This is a genomic window from Pseudomonas sp. R3-52-08 (assembly GCF_003851745.1).
Classification (GTDB): domain Bacteria; phylum Pseudomonadota; class Gammaproteobacteria; order Pseudomonadales; family Pseudomonadaceae; genus Aquipseudomonas.
On sequence record NZ_CP027730.1, the window covers coordinates 443,867 to 461,341 of the forward strand.

At 61.2% G+C, this 17,475-nt stretch carries 15 protein-coding genes and 1 pseudogene; 8 read left to right on the forward strand and 8 right to left on the reverse strand.

The features are described 5' to 3' along the window. Positions 1–11: 11 nt before the first annotated feature. The 4 genes and pseudogenes from C4J91_RS01910 to C4J91_RS01920 all read right to left on the reverse strand — a co-directional run bounded on the left by C4J91_RS01910 (position 12) and on the right by C4J91_RS01920 (position 5,436). On the reverse strand, positions 12–1,919 hold the full coding sequence (locus C4J91_RS01910) for a methyl-accepting chemotaxis protein (protein ID WP_124360895.1): 1,908 nt from the start codon (positions 1,917–1,919) through the stop codon (positions 12–14). Positions 1,920–2,052: 133 nt separating this feature from the next. Continuing rightward, entirely contained in the window at positions 2,053–2,925 is an 873-nt protein-coding gene (locus C4J91_RS28030) for a methyl-accepting chemotaxis protein (RefSeq protein ID WP_372237489.1), read from the reverse strand. 33 nt (positions 2,926–2,958) lie between these two features. Then, positions 2,959–3,969: pseudogene (locus tag C4J91_RS28035) on the reverse strand (methyl-accepting chemotaxis protein); the annotation flags it as partial. 276 nt (positions 3,970–4,245) lie between these two features. Further along, complete coding sequence (locus tag C4J91_RS01920; RefSeq protein ID WP_124360897.1) at positions 4,246–5,436, reverse strand: murein transglycosylase A; 1,191 nt, start codon at positions 5,434–5,436, stop codon at positions 4,246–4,248. A gap of 126 nt (positions 5,437–5,562) precedes the next feature. On the opposite strand from C4J91_RS01920, the gene C4J91_RS01925 reads away from it, so the two are divergent. After that, positions 5,563–6,012, forward strand: coding sequence for a cytochrome c (locus C4J91_RS01925; protein ID WP_124360898.1), 450 nt, complete (start codon positions 5,563–5,565; stop codon positions 6,010–6,012). 5 nt (positions 6,013–6,017) lie between these two features. On the opposite strand, the gene C4J91_RS01930 is transcribed toward C4J91_RS01925, so the two are convergent. Then, a complete protein-coding gene (locus C4J91_RS01930) occupies positions 6,018–6,413 on the reverse strand; it encodes a DUF1090 domain-containing protein (RefSeq protein ID WP_124360899.1) in 396 nt (131 codons plus the stop codon). A 39-nt stretch (positions 6,414–6,452) separates the two neighbouring features. Further along, positions 6,453–8,114, reverse strand: coding sequence for an NAD-dependent DNA ligase LigB (ligB, locus tag C4J91_RS01935; RefSeq protein ID WP_124360900.1), 1,662 nt, complete (start codon positions 8,112–8,114; stop codon positions 6,453–6,455). A gap of 98 nt (positions 8,115–8,212) precedes the next feature. Here ligB and C4J91_RS27480 point away from each other — a divergent pair, with 98 nt between their 5' ends. Then, a complete protein-coding gene (locus tag C4J91_RS27480) occupies positions 8,213–8,353 on the forward strand; it encodes a hypothetical protein (protein ID WP_164484507.1) in 141 nt (46 codons plus the stop codon). 60 nt (positions 8,354–8,413) lie between these two features. On the opposite strand, the gene metK is transcribed toward C4J91_RS27480, so the two are convergent. Both metK and C4J91_RS01950 read right to left on the reverse strand, forming a co-directional pair. Beyond that, on the reverse strand, positions 8,414–9,604 hold the full coding sequence (gene metK, locus C4J91_RS01945; protein ID WP_124360902.1) for a methionine adenosyltransferase: 1,191 nt from the start codon (positions 9,602–9,604) through the stop codon (positions 8,414–8,416). A gap of 19 nt (positions 9,605–9,623) precedes the next feature. After that, on the reverse strand, positions 9,624–10,619 hold the full coding sequence (locus C4J91_RS01950; protein ID WP_124360903.1) for a metalloregulator ArsR/SmtB family transcription factor: 996 nt from the start codon (positions 10,617–10,619) through the stop codon (positions 9,624–9,626). Positions 10,620–10,878: 259 nt separating this feature from the next. On the opposite strand from C4J91_RS01950, the gene tkt reads away from it, so the two are divergent. From tkt to fba, 6 genes are all read left to right on the forward strand, one after another. Further along, positions 10,879–12,876 carry a transketolase gene (tkt, locus tag C4J91_RS01955; RefSeq protein WP_124360904.1) on the forward strand — a complete coding sequence of 666 codons (1,998 nt, stop codon included), beginning with the start codon at positions 10,879–10,881 and terminating at the stop codon, positions 12,874–12,876. Positions 12,877–13,045: 169 nt separating this feature from the next. Then, positions 13,046–14,101, forward strand: coding sequence for an erythrose-4-phosphate dehydrogenase (gene epd / locus C4J91_RS01960; protein ID WP_124360905.1), 1,056 nt, complete (start codon positions 13,046–13,048; stop codon positions 14,099–14,101). Positions 14,102–14,118: 17 nt separating this feature from the next. Beyond that, positions 14,119–15,282, forward strand: a complete 1,164-nt coding sequence (locus C4J91_RS01965; protein ID WP_057014011.1) for a phosphoglycerate kinase — start codon at positions 14,119–14,121, stop codon at positions 15,280–15,282. Positions 15,283–15,313: 31 nt separating this feature from the next. After that, positions 15,314–15,541 (forward strand): hypothetical protein, encoded by a 228-nt coding sequence (locus C4J91_RS01970; RefSeq protein ID WP_124360906.1) that lies wholly within the window; start codon positions 15,314–15,316, stop codon positions 15,539–15,541. Between the two features lie 60 nt (positions 15,542–15,601). Then, positions 15,602–15,934: an MliC family protein gene (locus C4J91_RS01975; protein ID WP_124360907.1), complete on the forward strand. Its 333-nt coding sequence runs from the start codon at positions 15,602–15,604 to the stop codon at positions 15,932–15,934. Between the two features lie 282 nt (positions 15,935–16,216). After that, the gene (gene fba, locus C4J91_RS01980) at positions 16,217–17,281 is read left to right on the forward strand and encodes a class II fructose-bisphosphate aldolase (RefSeq protein WP_003177554.1); all 1,065 of its coding nucleotides are present in this window, start codon (positions 16,217–16,219) and stop codon (positions 17,279–17,281) included. The last annotated feature ends 194 nt before the right edge of the window (positions 17,282–17,475 follow it).

The window sequence follows — 17,475 nt, forward strand, 5'->3', positions numbered from 1 at the left end:
ATGGCGGTATTTCAGAGCTTGAATTTGCCGATCAGCGTCTGCAGATCCAGGCTCAACCTCGTCAGCTGAACGCTCGCGGCCGCCGTTTCCTCGCTGGCGGCGGCGGTCTGTTCCGACACATCCCGCACCTTCAAGACACTGCGATTGATTTCCTCGGCCACCGCGCTTTGCTGTTCGGCGGCGGCGGCAATCTGCGGGTTCATTTCCTGGATGACCGATACCGTGCGGGCAATCGCTGCCAAGGCCTCGCCGGCGTCGCGAGTCAGGGCAACGCTGTTGTCGGTCAGGTTGCGACTGCTGTCCATGATGTCCGCGACCTGTTGGGTGCCGTTATGCAGCCCCAGGATCAGCCCTTCAATCTCTTCAGCCGATTCCTGTGTGCGCTGAGCCAGGCTGCGCACTTCATCGGCGACTACGGCAAACCCTCGCCCGGCAGTGCCCGCGCGCGCCGCTTCGATGGCGGCGTTCAGGGCGAGCAGGTTGGTCTGCTGGGACACGGACTTTATAACGTCCAGCACGCTGGCGATCTTTTCGCTCTCTTTTTGCAGAGCCAGCATCGCGCGGCCGGATAAGGCCATTTCACTGGCCAGGTTGCCGATTTGCTCAACCGCCTGGATGACTACCTGCTCGCCGGCACCGGCCTGCTGGTCTGCTTCGTTCGCTGCAACGGACGCGCGTTCGGCATGGCGCGCCACTTCCTGGGCGGTGGCGAGCATTTCATTCATCGCCGTGGCCACTTGGTCGGTTTCATCTTTCTGATTGTTCAGCCCGTTGCGGGTCTGTTCGGTCACGGTGGATAACTGCGTCGCCGCACCGGCAATCTGCCGAGCGCTGTCACCGATGCTGCCGATCAGGCTGCGCAGGCTGTGGGTCATTTGGCCGATGCTGTGTTGCAGTTGGCCCAGTTCATCGCGGCGCTCCACCTGGATATCGTGACTCAGGTCGCCGTTGGCGATACGGTTGGCGGAGGTCAGGACCTGGCGTAACGGTAAGACGATCTGCCGAGCAATCCACCAGGCGGCCAGGGTGCCGAGCAGCAACGCCACAGCGGTGACGCTTGTGAGCAGGGTATGGGTTTGTTTCACTTCCCGGTCGAGTTTAAAGGCCTGGGCCTGGCTTAACAGGTCGTTTTGTTCCAGGACTTGATCGAGTTGTTGTTCGAGTCGGTTCTGCACGGCCTCGGTATTAAGCTGGGCATCCTTGAGCGCTATCAATTGCCCACGGTAGGCGGCCAATTGGGTTTTGAGCAAAGCCGCATCCACCGGGAGGGTCGTGACGGCCTCTTGCGCCGCCTCCATTGCATCGAGCGCCGTACTGACCGTTTGGGCATAGGCTTGCAATGAGTCGGCCGCCCACGCCGGGTTCTGGGTGCCATCATCGGCAAGTGTTATCGCCTGGCGCAGGTCTTCAATGGCATCAAGGGCTTTCTGGTTTTCCTGGTCGGGTAAATCACTGGCGAGTTGGGCCAGGGTGTCGCCGGTCTGAAGGGCCATTTGTTTGAGCGGGCTGCGGGCGTTTTCACGACGTTCGACCAGGGACGGGAGCTCATTGAACTCGGCTTTTAATTCAGCTACCAGGCGCGTTGTTTCCTGAAGGTGCTGCTGGTCGGAGGGGGCTCTCATGTGGGTTGAGAGGTCAGCGACATACAGTTCGATTTTTCCGATGCGCGCGTTGATTTTGCTCAGGCTGGCCGTGTCCGCCTGTATTCGGTACACGATTCGTTCGGCACGCATGGCTTCGGCATCAACAGCCCACTGCCCCAATGTTGTCAGCTTGGAAGAGCGTTCAAGCACGGCATTCAGCGCTTGCCAGCTTGTCACGGCGATGGTGAGACTGAGTAACAGCACCAGGCCAAAACCCAGGGCGAGTTTGAGGCGGACGCTGATGTTGTCCAGCAAGCGAGTCAGCCAAGTAAACATGGTGAACCTCCAAATCTGAAAAGCGCTTAGCAACAGAGCAAACGCTAATCCGATTCGAGGTGAGGGCTGGCTGATAACTGTGTAGGAAATTTCACAAGATGCGGCGGCCTCAAGCGGCCGCCGCTCAAGTCAGTCAGATGCGGAAGCGCCCGACCAGGGTTTGCAGGTAGATGCCCAGGCGTGCCAGCTCTGCGCTGGACGCCGCCGTTTCTTCGCTGGCCGAAGAGGTTTGTTCGGAAACATCGCGCACATTCAACACGCTGCGGTTAATCTCTTCGGCCACCGCGCTTTGCTGCTCGGCGGCCGTGGCGATCTGCGAGTTCATCGCCTGGATGGTCGAAACGGTGCGCGTGATGTTCTCCAATGCGCTGCCAGCGCGGCGGGTCAGTTCGACACTGCTGTCGGTCAGGCCGCGGCTGTTGTCCATGATGGTCGCCACCTGCTGAGTACCGTTTTGCAGGCCGACGATCAGTTCCTCGATCTCCTCGGTGGACTTCTGTGTGCGCTGGGCCAGGCTGCGCACTTCGTCGGCCACCACGGCGAAGCCACGCCCGGCTTCACCGGCACGCGCCGCTTCAATGGCCGCGTTCAGCGCCAGCAGGTTGGTTTGCTGGGCCACGGACTTGATCACGTCGAGCACGCTGCCGATTTTGTCGCTTTCGCGCTTCAGGTCGGCCATGGCGATCGTCGAATTGCCGACTTCGGTGGCCAGGCGCTCGATCTGGGCGATGGCTTCGCCAACCACCTTGTCGCCTTCACGGGCCTGCAGGTCGGCGGCTACGGCGGCTTCCGAGGCTTCTTCGGCATTGCGCGCAACTTCCTGCACGGTAGCGGCCATCTCGTTCATGGCCGTGGCTACTTGGTCGGTCTCGATCTTCTGACTGTTGACCCCGGCGCTGGTCTGTTCGGTCACTGCCGACAACTGCTCGGCGGCGCTGGCGATTTGCGTGACGCCATCGCTGATGCCGCCAATCAACTCGCGCAGACCCACGGTCATGCTTTGCATGGCGCGTTGCAGTTGGCCGAGTTCATCCTGGCGGGTGGATTCCAGATTGTGGCTCAGGTCGCCCGAGGCTACGCGTTCGGCGACCTTGAGGGTTTGATTGAGCGGAATGATGATCTGGCGAGTGATGGCCCAGGCGGCGAAGAGACCAAAGCTCAGTGCCAGCAGGGCAGCCAGCAGCAACAGCTGTTTGGCTTGCGCGGCATCATTGTCGCGGACCACGGTTTGCGAGGCGGTGAGTGTGCTGCTGCGGTCCAGCAGAATGTCGCCTTGGACGTTCATGAGTTTCAGCGCAGCGGCGCTGGCCACCTGCGAGTCGCGGTACTGGCTGACAGCGGCGCGGTAGGCTTGCAGCGAGGCGCTGGCCTGTTGCAGGTTGGTCGAGAATTGGTCAGGTAGCTGGCCGTTAAGGGCGGCGATTTTCTTCAGCGTATTGTCGATGGCATCCAGCGCAGGCTGCTCGGCCTCGACTTTGCCGCTGTAGGTGTAGCCGCGAACCTGGAACCGCGCCTGCTGGATCAGCTTGCTCAGATCGACGATGCTGTTGAACTGGCTGACGCTGTCGCCCTGTAACAGGGCCTTTTCCACTTCGCCGACTTTGAGCACTGCGTTGTCGGCGGTATCGCCGAGTTTGCTGCGCGCGTTTTCGCGATTGGCACCTGCCTGGACCATAGCGTCGAATGCACGCTTGTACTGGTCAACCGCCGCAAGTTGGTCATCGACCAACGCGATATCGGCGGGCTGTTCAATCAGCGCCCGCGCAGTTTTCAGGCCGCTTTCCAGTTGGCCGAGAAGGCCATTGACGGTTGCCGGGCCCTGTTCGCCACGACGCATTTCAAAGTCCAGTCGCGCGATGCGCAGGTCCTTGCTCAAGTCGTTGAGGCTGGCGATGTAGCCCAGTTTGTCGCCACGGCTTATCACGCTGGAAAGCCCGGTCCAGCCGGTGAGTGTGATGATTAACGTAAGCAGCAACACCAGGCCGAAGCCCACGCCCAGTTTGGTTTTGACGCTCACATTTCCGAGCTTTTCGGCCGACCAACGATACATGCTGCGAACTCCCCTGGAACAAGGCTTGGACTTATTCACAGGCTATCGGCATACGCACGGGATTCTGTAGCGCCACCGATTCACTGGGTGAGGAGGCTTGCCCTAATGCCAGTCAGTTAAGGCTTTTTTTGTAGGAGCGAGCTTGCTCGCGAAGAACTCAGAGCCCCCGCGTTTATTCAGAATGAACGCGTTGCCTAGACGTTTTTCGCGAGCAAGCTCGCTCCTACAGTGGAGCACTTTCGCTTAGCTGAATGGCATTAAGGCTTGCCCCGATCATCATAGAGCGTCCGTGACAGGCGCCTGAGGCAGCGCCGCACCCTTGGGCCACAACATCCAGATCTGCCCCTGTTGCTTCATGTTGCCCGCCAACTCGCCCGCTGCCTCGCCTGTGCCCCAGAACAAGTCTGCCCGCACTTCGCCGGTGATTGCGCCGCCGGTGTCCTGGGCTGCGACGGGTCTGGTGATGGCTGAACCGTCAGGTTTGGTGGTCGACAGCCACAACAGACTGCCCAGCGGAATCACCTTGCGGTCTACCGCCACGCTGTACCCCGCCGTCAATGGCACATTCAGCGACCCACGCGGCCCTTCGTTGCTGTCGGGGCGGGCGCTGAAGAATACATAGCTGGGGTTGCTCGCCAGCAACTCTGGAATACGCTGCGGATGCGCCTTGGCCCAGGCGCTGATGGCGCCCATGCTCACCTCTTCTTTTTTCAGCTCGCCTTGCTCGATCAGCCAGCGGCCGATAGGGCGGTAGGGATAGCCGTTCTGGTCGCCATACCCCACACGCAGTTGACGCCCACCGGCCAGTTGAATACGCCCAGAGCCCTGGATCTGCAGGAATTGCAGGTCCATCGGATCGGTCAGCCAGGCTATCGGCTTGGCGGTCGAGCCTTGGCCGTTGATGGTGCTGGCATCGTCATACGGCTTGAGCACGCGGCCTTCCAGGCGGCCGCGCAGGCGTTTGCCCTTGAGTTCCGGGTAGATTGCTTCCAGGTTGACGATAATCAGGTCATCCGGCACGCCGTACACCGGCACATGCGCGGTGGCGGTTTCAGTCAGGCTGCCGGGATAGACCGGCTCGTAGTAGCCAGTGATCAGGCCGTTCGGGGTGTTGTCGGCTGAACGCAGGCCGAATACATCCAGGCGCTCTTTAAGAAACCCGCGAACCGCCACGGCATTGCCCGGTACGCTGGCTGCCGCTGCGCAGGTCGCGCCCCAGACCGGGTCAGCCTTGAGGCGCTGACAGGCACTGCGCCAGGATTCGAAGCCCGCCAGCAAGTCGCTGTCGGAAACCGCCGGCAGCGCTTCCCACGGAGCGCTCACGTAAGTGGCGACGGCATGGGGTTTGGGCGCCTCTTCTTTGGCTGTCTCTTTGCCAGCGTCTTTGCCCAGGTCGCAGCCGGCCAGCAGCGCGATCATCGGTAGAGCCCACGCCAGGCGGCTCCAGGGTTTCCAATTGACATTCATGCATGTAATTCCTGAAGCGATTGCCCGTGCTTTTTCGCGCTCGGGCAACCTTATTATTAATAGGGCTATTGGTCTTTGCGGAGGGGGCGGGGATACTGACCGCCGTTTCCGTGACCCTGAGCCACCATGACTTTAAAAAATATGACCGTTGTAGCGTTGGCCTGCCTGGCCTTGTCCGCCTGCGGCGGGGTTGACCCCAATTCTCCCCTGGGCCAACGCAAGGCGATCTTCAAGCAGATGCTCAAGACTGCCGAAGGCCTGGGCGGCATGTTGCGCGGGCGCATCCCTTTCGACGGCACCCAGTTCGCCGACGGCGCGGTCAAGCTGGACGCGTTGTCCCATCAACCCTGGCAGCACTTCCCGAACGTGCGTGAAGAGGACCACACCAGTGCCAGGGACGAGGTGTGGCAAAAGCAGGCGCAGTTCCAGCAAATGGCCCGCGACCTTGAGGCGGCCACCGGTGAATTGGTGATCGCAAGCCGCGTCCAGCCCTATAAGGCCAGCAATCTGCAACCTGCAGTGCAGAAAGTTGAAGATGCCTGCAGCGCCTGCCATAAGCAGTTTCGGGACCACTGACCGGTTTACTGGTCGAGTTCTTCCACCGCATCCTGCAGTTCTTTGCGCGATTCGGCGAGCTTGTCCTTGCGCTTGTTGATCTTGTCCGGATCGCCTTTTTTCATGGCCTTGTCGAGGTCGGCCTGACGGCGGCTGACTTCGTGCTTGGCATCCAGCACCTTGTTTTCGCGTTCTTTCTTCAGCGATGCATCAGTGCAGTTGGCGGTGACTTCGCTCAGGGCTTTTTCCAGGCCGGCCTGTTGAGCGCTGTTGCCATGGGCCTTGGCCTGTTCGATCTGGGTGCTGATGGCCTGGCGCTTGGCGGCGCAGCCGGTCAGTTCGGGCGCTTCGTCGGCGGCCAGCAGCGGCGTGGCCATGAAGCTTGCGACAGTCAGTAAGGCAAGAGGGGCAAGAAATTTCATATAAGGACTCCAAGTAGCATTCAGAGGGTCGGGCCGGACTCAGAAACCGTCTATGCCGGCTCCACGTAATGTTTCAGCCAATGCCTGGACCTGCGGGTCGCGGAAAAAGGCGCTCAGTTGCGCTGCGCGGCCCGGGCCGATGCCGTCTGAGGCCAGCCAGGCTTGGGTGTCTTTGGCGACCAGCGTATGCCAGTCGCCCTCCAGGTTGTTGCGCGCCGCAGGCGGTACGCCCAGGGCTTTGAGCCACTGTGCAAACGGGCGTTGCCGGGCGCTGTGAATACTGTCGAGCACCCGCGCGCGGGTGCGTTCGCCGAAGCCATCAATGTTAGCAAGCTCTGCCGCATCCAGGGTCAACCAATCGAGAAAGCCTGCGATTAGACCGGCCTGGATCAATACGTTCCAGGTTTCCCGCCCCATATGTGGCAAGGCCAGGCCCTGGTTGCTGCTCAGCCAGGTGAGGCGCGAGAGCAGCTGCTCCTCGCAGCCAGGGTCCAGTTGCCAGCAGCTCAAGGCGTGAAAGTCTCGAGTATCGGGTACTGGCACTTCCACTCGGGTGTTGTTGCGCAGGATCACCTCGTCGAGCCGGGGAATGACCTGGCCGGCAAGGCTGATGGATACCTGATCGCCGGGCCGGATGTCGAGGGCCTGCCAGTTTCTCAACGAACCCGCGCTGACCCGGCTGATTTGCCGGTCATCCAGTCGCACCGGTTCCAGTTCGAGAATCGGTGTGATACGCCCGGTACGCCCGATCCTGAACTGCACCTTACGCACCAGCGCCAGCGCCTTGATCGCTGGGTACTTCCAGGCCACCGCCCAGTAAGGTGCGCTGGCTTGCCAACGTTTGGCGGGTGCGCGCGCAGCCTGGTGCAACACCACCCCGTCGCTGGCGAACGGCAGCGGATGGTTGTACCAATGTGTACGCCAGCGCGTGGCATCGCTGATGCTGTCGATGGACTGGCTATACCGCTGGCTGTCGGTGAACCCCCACCGTGCCAGCATGGCCAGGCGCTCGGTGAAGCCCGCCGGGCCTTCGGGCCAGGCCCAGACGAATAACCCGATCCCGCCCGCCTCGGTGTCGCTCAATTGGCGTCGGTTCATCAAGCCGGCCACTTTGCTACGCGCGTTGAGCCCGCCGTTTGCCGACTGTACGTGACCGTCGAGGCGCCAGTAGAGCTCGCCTTGCAGCACGGCGTCGACGGGCTCCGGCAGTTGCTGGACGATTCCCGGCATCTTGCGCGCGGAAGCTGTCCAATCGTGACCGAGCAGGCCGTCGCCGCGGCTGATGAGTTGGTGCAATTGGCCTTTGCGATACACCAGGGTCACGGCTACCCCGTCGACCTTGGGTTGAATCCAGACGTCCTGGCGGGTGCTGAGCCATTCACCCACAGCGGACGCGTCCAGCAGTTTGTCCAGGCCGGTGTGCGCGACCGGATGGCGCAAGGTGCCACGTGAGCTGGCCAGGGGGTTGTCAGCCTTGAGGGCGGGTTGGCGCGAACATTTGCGCCAATCTGCCAGGCGTTGGCGGGCTTGGTCGTAAAGTTCATCGCTGATGGGGGACTGCCCTTGTCGGTGATAAATGTCATCCCATTCGCTGACCTGCCTGGTCAACGTGTCGATTTGCGCTCGGGCGTCATCGGGACAGTCTTCGGCCCAGGCCCAGCACGGTAGAAAGCCGATCAGGAGAACTATAAAAAAACGCATCGTGAGCATCCTTGCTCGAAAAGGGTGCTCAGCCTAAGTGATCCACATGGCGACAAAAAAGCCTCCACTGAACGGGGCTTTTTACCGGGTGTTTCTGCTTGCTTAAACAGGCCGTCCAGCGCGTTCATCGCGCCGTTGTTTTCAGCCTTGGCCTGCTGCTTTTGCTGGCCCGCGTCGACTCTGGCCTGAGTTTCATCGATTTTGTTGCAACCTTTGTTGCTCGCTCCAGCGCGGCCTGAATCCAACACGTAAAAAAGCCCCGCCGGGTTAACCCGGCAGGGCTTGGCGAGCCACAGCGATTACAGGCCGGCAGCGGTACGCAGGTCGTTGGCGCGGTCGGTTTTTTCCCAGGTGAAGGTGGTGAAGGTGTCGTCGCCGACCGTCTTCTGCGCAGGGGTACGACCGAAGTGGCCGTAGGCTGCGGTTTCCTGGTACATCGGGTGCAGCAGGTCGAGCATGGTGGTGATCGCGTATGGGCGCAGGTCGAAGATCTCGCGCACCAGCTTGACGATCTTGTCATCGCTGATCTTGCCGGTACCGAAGGTATTCAGCGAGATCGAAGTAGGCTGGGCCACGCCGATGGCGTAGGACACCTGAATCTCGCAACGCTCAGCCAGGCCGGCGGCGACGATGTTCTTGGCCACGTAACGACCGGCGTAGGCTGCGGAACGGTCGACCTTGGATGGATCCTTGCCGGAGAACGCGCCACCACCGTGACGGGCCATGCCGCCGTAGCTGTCAACGATGATCTTGCGACCGGTCAGGCCGCAGTCGCCCACCGGGCCGCCGATGATGAACTGGCCGGTCGGGTTGATGTGGAACTGGGTGTCCTTGGTCAGCAGCTCGGCAGGCAGTACGTGCTTGACGATCAGCTCCATCACGCCTTCGCGCAGGTCTTTGTAGGAGACATCCGGGTTGTGCTGGGTGGACAGTACGACGGCGTCGATACCCACCACTTTGCCGCCTTCGTAGCGGCAGGTGACCTGGGACTTGGCGTCCGGGCGCAGCCACGGCAGCAGGCCGGATTTACGTGCTTCGGCTTGGCGCTGTACCAACTGGTGAGAGAAGGTGATCGGTGCGGGCATCAGCACCTCGGTTTCGTTGCTGGCGTAGCCGAACATCAGGCCCTGGTCGCCAGCGCCTTGATCTTCAGGCTTGGCGCGGTCGACGCCCTGGTTGATGTCGGGGGACTGCTTGCCGATGATGTTCATCACGCCGCAGGTCGCGCCGTCAAAGCCGACGTCGGAGCTGTTGTAGCCGATGTCGGTGATCACGTCGCGCACGATCTGTTCCAGGTCGACCCAGGCCGTGGTGGTGACTTCGCCGGCGATGATCGCCACGCCCGTTTTCACCAGAGTCTCGCACGCCACACGGGCGAACTTGTCTTCAGCAATGATGGCGTCCAGCACCGCGTCAGAAATCTGGTCGGCGATTTTGTCCGGATGCCCTTCAGACACGGACTCGGAGGTGAAAAGGGAGTATTCGCTCATCTCGATGTTTTCCTGATATTTACCGATGGTGAGTGTCGCCAGCCGGTCGCTGAAAATGGCGGACCTGAATCTGGAAACCATTACGTAAACCTACATAGAGGCTTTCCCCGGGAACGAGTCCCGCAGCGGTGGCCCAACGGGCCAGATCGTCCTGTTCAAAACCCAACCAGAGATCACCGCAGGCCTCCCTGGCCCAATTCTGGTTGTGGCTGCATAAATCCGTTACCAGCAGGCTGCCGCCGGGGTGCAGCAACCCGGCCATTTGCTTGAGCGCGTCGGCGGGGACGGCAAAGTGGTGCAAGACCATGTTCAGCACCACGCAATCGGCCCGCAGGCGGGTGTCGCTCAAGGCGTCGGCCAGTTGCAGGCGGACATTGCCCAACGCCTCGCGTTCACACAGCTGGCGCGCCAGTTCAAGCATCGCCGGGCTGTTGTCCAGCGCCGTCACCTGGCCAAAGCGCCGCGCCAGGTCCGGCAGGAAACCGCCGTCGCCAGGGCCGACTTCCAGGGCTGTGGCCTCATTGCTGAAGCTCAGCTTGTCCAGCAGCGCCAGTACGCTTTCGCGGTACTGGGGCAAGCCGGCGATCAGGTCTTGCTGAGCACGAAATTTCTCGGCAACCCGTGCGAAAAAATCCTGGCTGGCAGCGGCGCGTTGTCCGTGAACCTGACTGACGCGTGACTGTACGTCGCTCGGCAGGTCCAGGCTGTCCACTTCGTCGAGCAGGGCGGCGTGCAGTTTGCCGCCTAGCAGTTCGGTGTGGGGCAGGGCGCGACGGTAAAAAATTGCATTGCCTTCGCGGCGGGTCGCCACCAGGTCGGCCTGGGCCAGTACCTTCAGATGATGGCTCATGCCGGACTGGCCGATGGCGAAGATCTGCGCCAGTTCCAATACGCCGAAGGAATCGTTGGCCAGTGCGCGCAATACGTTCAAGCGCAGCGGATCACCTGCAGCCTTGCAAAGGGCAGCCAGTTCATCGCCGTCGTCAGGACGCAGGGAGGGCACAGGTAGGTTCATAAGGCCAGCAGTCTAGTGACGGGTGGTAATCGCCGCAAGGCCAATATCAAAAAGTTTTGATATTGATCGATAAGTGGCAGTTATAAGCGGGCGCTATAACCTTTGGACGAACCGGCATCCGGGTTCTGCAAGGGATTGGCGGGCAAACCACAGGAAAAACCGCTTCAAGTGACTATCTGTCATTGCCCGCAGGCGGTGGCTGAGGGAAAATGCCGGTCCTTTTTTCCGTTTCTTTGTTCAAGCCCCCAGGAGATCAGCGATGCCCAGCCGTCGTGAGCGTGCCAACGCCATTCGTGCCCTCAGCATGGATGCCGTGCAAAAAGCCAACAGCGGCCATCCCGGTGCCCCGATGGGCATGGCGGATATCGCCGAAGTACTTTGGCGTGACTACCTGAAGCACAACCCGAGCAACCCGTCGTTCGCCGACCGTGACCGTTTCGTACTGTCCAACGGCCACGGCTCGATGCTGATCTACTCGCTGCTGCACCTGAGCGGCTACGACGTCACCATCGATGACCTCAAGAGCTTCCGCCAGCTGCACAGCCGCACCCCGGGCCACCCGGAATTCGGCTACACCCCAGGCGTCGAGACCACCACCGGTCCCCTGGGCCAGGGCCTGGCAAATGCGGTTGGCTTCGCGCTGGCTGAAAAAGTCTTGGGCGCGCAGTTCAACCGCCCCGGCCACGATATCGTCGATCATCACACCTACGTATTTTTGGGTGATGGTTGCATGATGGAAGGCATTTCCCACGAAGTCGCTTCCCTGGCCGGCACCTTGGGCCTGGGCAAGCTGATTGCCTTCTACGATGACAACGGCATTTCCATCGACGGCGAAGTCGAAGGCTGGTTCACCGATGACACCCCCAAGCGTTTCGAAGCCTACAACTGGCAGGTGATCCGCAACGTTGACGGCCACGATCCGGAAGAAATCAAGATCGCCATCGACACCGCTCGCAAGAGCGCGCAGCCGACCCTGATCTGCTGCAAGACCACCATCGGCTTCGGTTCGCCGAACAAGCAAGGCAAGGAAGACTGCCACGGCGCCCCGCTGGGTGACGCGGAAATCGCCCTGACCCGCGAAGCGCTGAAGTGGAACCACGGCCCGTTCGAGATCCCGGCGGACATCTACGCCGAGTGGGACGCCAAGGAAAAAGGCCTGGCCACCGAAGCCGAGTGGGACCAGCGCTTCGCTGCCTATTCCGCCGAATTCCCTGAGCTTGCCAATGAGCTGGTACGCCGCCTGGCCGGTGACTTGCCGGCCGATTTCTCGGAAAAAGCCTCGGCCTACATCGCCGAAGTCGCGGCCAAGGGCGAGACCATCGCCAGCCGTAAAGCCAGCCAGAACACCCTGAACGCCTTTGGCCCGCTGCTGCCTGAGTTCCTTGGCGGTTCGGCCGACCTGGCCGGTTCCAACCTGACCCTGTGGAAAGGCTGCAAAGGCGTGTCGGCTGAAGACGCCAGCGGCAACTACATGTACTACGGCGTGCGCGAGTTCGGTATGAGCGCCATCATGAACGGCGTGTCGCTGCACGGCGGGCTGGTGCCTTACGGCGCGACCTTCCTGATGTTCATGGAGTACGCCCGTAACGCGGTACGTATGGCCGCGCTGATGAAGAAGCGCGTGATCCATGTGTACACCCACGACTCCATCGGCCTGGGCGAAGACGGCCCGACTCACCAGCCGGTCGAGCAATTGACCAGCCTGCGCACCACGCCGAACCTGGATTGCTGGCGCCCTGCCGACGCGGTGGAATCCGCCGTGGCCTGGAAGCACGCGATCGAGCGCAAGGACGGCCCTTCGGCGCTGATCTTCTCGCGCCAGAACCTGCAACACCAGGTGCGTACCGACGCGCAGATCGCCGACATCAGCCGTGGCGGCTATGTTCTCAAGGACTGCATCGGTGAGCCGGAACTGATCCTGATCTCCACCGGTTCCGAAGTGGGCCTGACCGTTCAGGCGTACGACAAGCTGACCGCGCAGGGCCGCAACGTGCGCGTGGTGTCCATGCCCTGCACCAGCGTGTTCGAAGCCCAGGACGCCGGCTACAAGCAATCGGTATTGCCGTTGCAGGTCAGCGCGCGTATCGCCATTGAGGCGGCTCACGCCGACTACTGGTACAAGTACGTAGGCCTGGAAGGTCGCGTGATCGGCATGACCACCTACGGTGAGTCGGCACCGGCACCCGCCTTGTTCGAAGAGTTCGGTTTCACCTTGGAAAACATCCTGGGCCAGGCTGAAGAGCTGTTGGAAGACTAAGGCGCTAACGCGGTGGCCCACTGACCACCGCCTCTACTGTAGGAGCGAGCTTGCTCGCGAAGATCGTTAACGATAACGCAGCGTTTCTGGTTTAACGCGGCGCTCTCAAGTTCTTCGCGAGCAAGCTCGCTCCTACAGTGGTTTGTGTCGCCCCTACTGCGAGAACCCCATGCCCCAACCGCGTCCCTACAAAGTTGCACTCAACGGCTACGGCCGCATTGGTCGTTGCGTCTTGCGTGCTCTGTTCGAGCGAGGGGCGGCGGCAGGGTTTGAAATTGTTGCGATCAACGACTTGGCCGACATGGCCAGCATCGAATACCTGACACGCTTTGACTCCACTCATGGCCGCTTTCCCGGCGAAGTGCGGGTCGAGGGCGATTGTCTGCATATCAATGGCGACTGCGTAAAAGTACTGCGCAGTGCCACCCCCGAGGGCATCGACTGGGCGGCGCTGGGTGTCGACCTGGTGTTGGAATGCTCCGGTGCCTACCACACCCGTGCCGACGGCCAGCGTTTTCTTGATGCCGGCGCTCCGCGCGTGCTGTTTTCCCAGCCGATGGCCAGCGAGGCGGATGTGGACGCCACCGTCGTCTACGGCATCAACCAGGACTGCCTGACCGGCGCCGAGCTGCTGGTGTCCAACGCCTCGTGTACCACCAACTGCAGCGTGCCGTTGTTGCGCCTGCTGGACCAGGCGATCGGCCTGGACTACGTGTCGATCACCACGATCCACTCGGCCATGAACGACCAGCCGGTGATCGACGCCTATCACCACGAAGACCTGCGCCGCACGCGTTCGGCGTTCCAGTCAGTGATTCCGGTGTCCACCGGCCTGGCGCGTGGCATCGAGCGATTGCTGCCGGAACTTGCCGGGCGAATCCAGGCCAAAGCGGTACGGGTGCCGACGGTGAACGTGTCCTGTCTGGACATCACCATGCAAACCGTGAGCGATACCGATGCGGTGGAGGTCAACCGAATATTGCGCGACGCCGCCACCAGCGGCCCGCTCAAAGGCTTGCTGGCCTACACCGAGTTGCCCCACGCCAGCTGCGATTTCAATCATGACCCGCATTCGGCGATTGTCGATGCCAGCCAGACCCGCGTTTCCGGCCCGAGGCTGGTGAACATCCTGGCTTGGTTCGACAACGAATGGGGCTTTGCCAACCGAATGCTCGACGTTGCAGAACACTATCTGCAAGTGGCTTCCAAACAACCTCAACAGTAATTCAGGAACTGCGACCCATGACCGTGTTGAAGATGACCGACCTCGATCTGCAAGGTAAGCGCGTACTGATTCGCGAAGACCTCAACGTCCCAGTCAAGGACGGTGTTGTCACCAGCGATGCGCGAATCCTGGCCTCGCTGCCGACCATCAAGCTGGCCCTGGAAAAAGGCGCGGCCGTGATGGTCTGCTCCCACCTGGGTCGCCCGACCGAAGGTGAGTTCTCCGCCGAAAACAGCCTTAAACCTGTGGCCGAATACCTGAGCAAGGCCCTGGGCCGCGACGTACCGTTGGTGGCTGACTACCTGGGCGGCGTTGACGTCAAGCCTGGTGACATCGTGCTGTTCGAAAACGTGCGCTTCAACAAGGGCGAGAAAAAGAACAGCGACGAGCTTGCCCAGCAATACGCGGCGCTATGCGATGTGTTCGTGATGGACGCCTTTGGCACCGCCCACCGCGCCGAAGGCTCGACCCACGGCGTGGCCAAGTTCGCCAAGGTCGCCGCTGCCGGCCCGCTGCTGGCCGCTGAGCTGGATGCGCTGGGCAAGGCCCTGGGCGCTCCGGCGCAGCCGATGGCCGCCATCGTGGCCGGCTCCAAGGTCTCCACCAAGCTGGACGTACTCAACAGCCTCAGCCAGATCTGCAACCAGTTGATCGTCGGTGGCGGCATTGCCAACACCTTCCTGGCCGCAGCCGGCCATCCGGTGGGCAAGTCGCTGTACGAGCCGGACCTGCTCGATACCGCCCGCGCCATCGCCGCCAAAGTCAGCGTGCCGCTGCCGGTGGACGTGGTGGTCGCCAAGGAATTCGCCGAAAGCGCCGAAGCCACCGTCAAGCTCATCGCTGACGTGGCCGACGACGATATGATCCTGGATATCGGCCCGCAAACCGCAGCCAACTTCGCTGAGCTGTTGAAAGCCTCCCAGACCATTCTGTGGAACGGCCCGGTCGGCGTATTCGAGTTCGACCAATTCGGCAACGGCACCAAGGTGTTGGCCAAAGCCATCGCTGAAAGCTCGGCATTCTCCATCGCGGGGGGTGGCGACACTCTGGCGGCCATCGATAAATATGGCGTTGCTGATCAGATCTCCTACATTTCTACCGGTGGCGGTGCGTTCCTCGAGTTCGTCGAGGGCAAAGTACTGCCGGCCGTTGAAGTGCTGGAAACCCGAGCCAAAGGTTAAGGCGCGCGTGATCAGGAAAAAGGAGCGTCCCATGATCAAGTCGTTGGCACTGGTGATAGCAGTGGGCCTGTTGGCCGGCTGCAGCAGCACGCCGAGCGCAGCGCCCGAGGCGGATAAAGCCACGGCGCCGCTGAAAAAAAACTGCTACCAGGCCGACTGGCAAGCCGAGACCATGCCGGTGATCAACAAGCGCATGGGCAATGAACGGCTGGAGAAATACGACTCCGCGCCCAACGGTCAGGAACAGGGTTGCCCTTGACGGGTCTGATCCACTAACCCACAGCAATGGCGGCCTTGTGTCGCCCTGCGAGGATTGGCAATGAAAGGCGCTATCGCCCTGGCAACCCTGGCCTTGTTGGCCGGTTGCAGCAGCATGAACATGTTCGACAAGGCTGGGCCGGAAGGTAAATGGACGACGTGGACCTGCGACAGCAAGGCCGAGGTCAATTGGCGCTTCGCCAACCCGGCCCGCACTGAGGTGGATGTACGCCTCGGCGGTTCCGACCAGGTTTATCGCCTCAAGGAGGACGTGGCGGCTTCGGGTGTGCTGTACAGCAATGATCAGCTGGCGTTTCACACCAAGGGTGAGGAAGGCCTGATTTACTGGACGGCCACGGATGATTTGATTGGGCGCGGCTGCAAGGCTCAGTAGGACAAAACACGATCTTGAATTTAATGAGATCAACATGTGGGAGGGGGCTTGCCCCCGATAGCGGTGGGCCAGTCAACAGATTCATCACTGACAGACTGTCATCGGGGGCAAGCCCCCTCCCACATTGATCCGGTTCCAAAGTGATGCAGGTGGTGAACCGGACACTGCAATAACGATTCAGCAGCACAAGGCTCAACCCCTTGATCTGCAATAACTTGAATAGCAGCCGCCGCTACGGCAGGCTTGCACGATTAACGACCCTCGACCGGGAGAGACAACACAATGGCACTTATCAGCATGCGTCAAATGCTGGACCACGCAGCCGAGTTCGGCTACGGCGTTCCAGCCTTTAACGTCAACAACCTTGAGCAGATGCGCGCCATCATGGAAGCCGCTGACAAGACCGACTCCCCCGTGATCGTCCAGGCTTCGGCCGGTGCCCGCAAATACGCCGGTGCGCCGTTCCTGCGCCACCTGATCCTCGCGGCCATCGAAGAATTCCCGCACATCCCGGTGTGCATGCACCAGGACCACGGCACCAGCCCTGACGTGTGCCAGCGCTCGATCCAGCTGGGCTTCAGCTCGGTGATGATGGACGGCTCTCTCGGCGAAGACGGCAAGACCCCAACCGACTACGAGTACAACGTACGCGTCACCCAACAAACCGTGGCCATGGCTCACGCCTGCGGCGTATCGGTTGAAGGCGAGCTGGGCTGCCTGGGCTCCCTGGAAACCGGCATGGCCGGCGAAGAAGACGGCATCGGCGCCGAAGGCGTGCTGGATCACAGCCAGATGCTGACCGACCCGGAAGAAGCCGCCGACTTCGTCAAGAAGACCCAGGTAGATGCCCTGGCCATCGCCATCGGCACCAGCCATGGCGCCTACAAGTTCACCAAACCACCGACCGGCGACGTGCTGGCCATCGACCGCATCAAGGAAATCCACAAACGCATCCCCAACACCCACCTGGTGATGCACGGTTCCTCCTCGGTACCGCAAGAGTGGCTGGCGATCATCAACCAGTACGGTGGCGACATCAAAGAAACCTACGGCGTACCGGTTGAAGAAATCGTCGAAGGCATCAAGTACGGCGTGCGCAAGGTCAACATCGACACCGACCTGCGTCTGGCCTCCACGGGCGCAATGCGTCGCCTGATGGCCACCAACCCGAGCGAGTTCGACCCGCGTAAATTCTTCGGCGCCACCGTGACCGCCATGCGTGATGTGTGTATTGCTCGCTACGAAGCGTTCGGTACTGCGGGTAATGCTTCGAAGATCAAGCCGATCTCGTTGGAAGCGATGTACCAGCGGTATTTGAAGGGTGAGTTGAACGCTAAGGTCAATTAAGCCTCAGCGTTTAAAAGGAAGCCCGCAGTGATGCGGGCTTTTTTGTGGTTGGAGATGGCAGGCCGCAACGGAGCCGTAGGACGAGCGCCGCATGCTCAGGCTACGCGATCCAATGTGGGAGGGGGCTTGCCCCCGATGGCTGTATATCAGCTAACACATTCAGAGACTGACCCACCGCTATCGGGGGCAAGCCC

Bases quoted from the DNA above. Each gene is read 5' to 3' on its own strand.
- metK (WP_124360902.1), bottom strand. From the start codon at position 9,604: ATGAGCGAATACTCCCTTTTCACCTCCGAGTCCGTGTCTGAAGGGCAT.
- C4J91_RS01920 (WP_124360897.1), bottom strand. From the start codon at position 5,436: ATGAATGTCAATTGGAAACCCTGGAGCCGCCTGGCGTGGGCTCTACCG.
- C4J91_RS01930 (WP_124360899.1), bottom strand. From the start codon at position 6,413: ATGAAATTTCTTGCCCCTCTTGCCTTACTGACTGTCGCAAGCTTCATG.
- ligB (WP_124360900.1), bottom strand. From the start codon at position 8,114: ATGCGTTTTTTTATAGTTCTCCTGATCGGCTTTCTACCGTGCTGGGCC.
- epd (WP_124360905.1), top strand. From the start codon at position 13,046: ATGCCCCAACCGCGTCCCTACAAAGTTGCACTCAACGGCTACGGCCGC.
- C4J91_RS01975 (WP_124360907.1), top strand. From the start codon at position 15,602: ATGAAAGGCGCTATCGCCCTGGCAACCCTGGCCTTGTTGGCCGGTTGC.
- C4J91_RS01965 (WP_057014011.1), top strand. From the start codon at position 14,119: ATGACCGTGTTGAAGATGACCGACCTCGATCTGCAAGGTAAGCGCGTA.
- tkt (WP_124360904.1), top strand. From the start codon at position 10,879: ATGCCCAGCCGTCGTGAGCGTGCCAACGCCATTCGTGCCCTCAGCATG.
- C4J91_RS28030 (WP_372237489.1), bottom strand. From the start codon at position 2,925: ATGCAAAGCATGACCGTGGGTCTGCGCGAGTTGATTGGCGGCATCAGC.
- C4J91_RS01925 (WP_124360898.1), top strand. From the start codon at position 5,563: ATGACTTTAAAAAATATGACCGTTGTAGCGTTGGCCTGCCTGGCCTTG.
- C4J91_RS01970 (WP_124360906.1), top strand. From the start codon at position 15,314: ATGATCAAGTCGTTGGCACTGGTGATAGCAGTGGGCCTGTTGGCCGGC.
- C4J91_RS01910 (WP_124360895.1), bottom strand. From the start codon at position 1,919: ATGTTTACTTGGCTGACTCGCTTGCTGGACAACATCAGCGTCCGCCTC.
- fba (WP_003177554.1), top strand. From the start codon at position 16,217: ATGGCACTTATCAGCATGCGTCAAATGCTGGACCACGCAGCCGAGTTC.
- C4J91_RS01950 (WP_124360903.1), bottom strand. From the start codon at position 10,619: ATGAACCTACCTGTGCCCTCCCTGCGTCCTGACGACGGCGATGAACTG.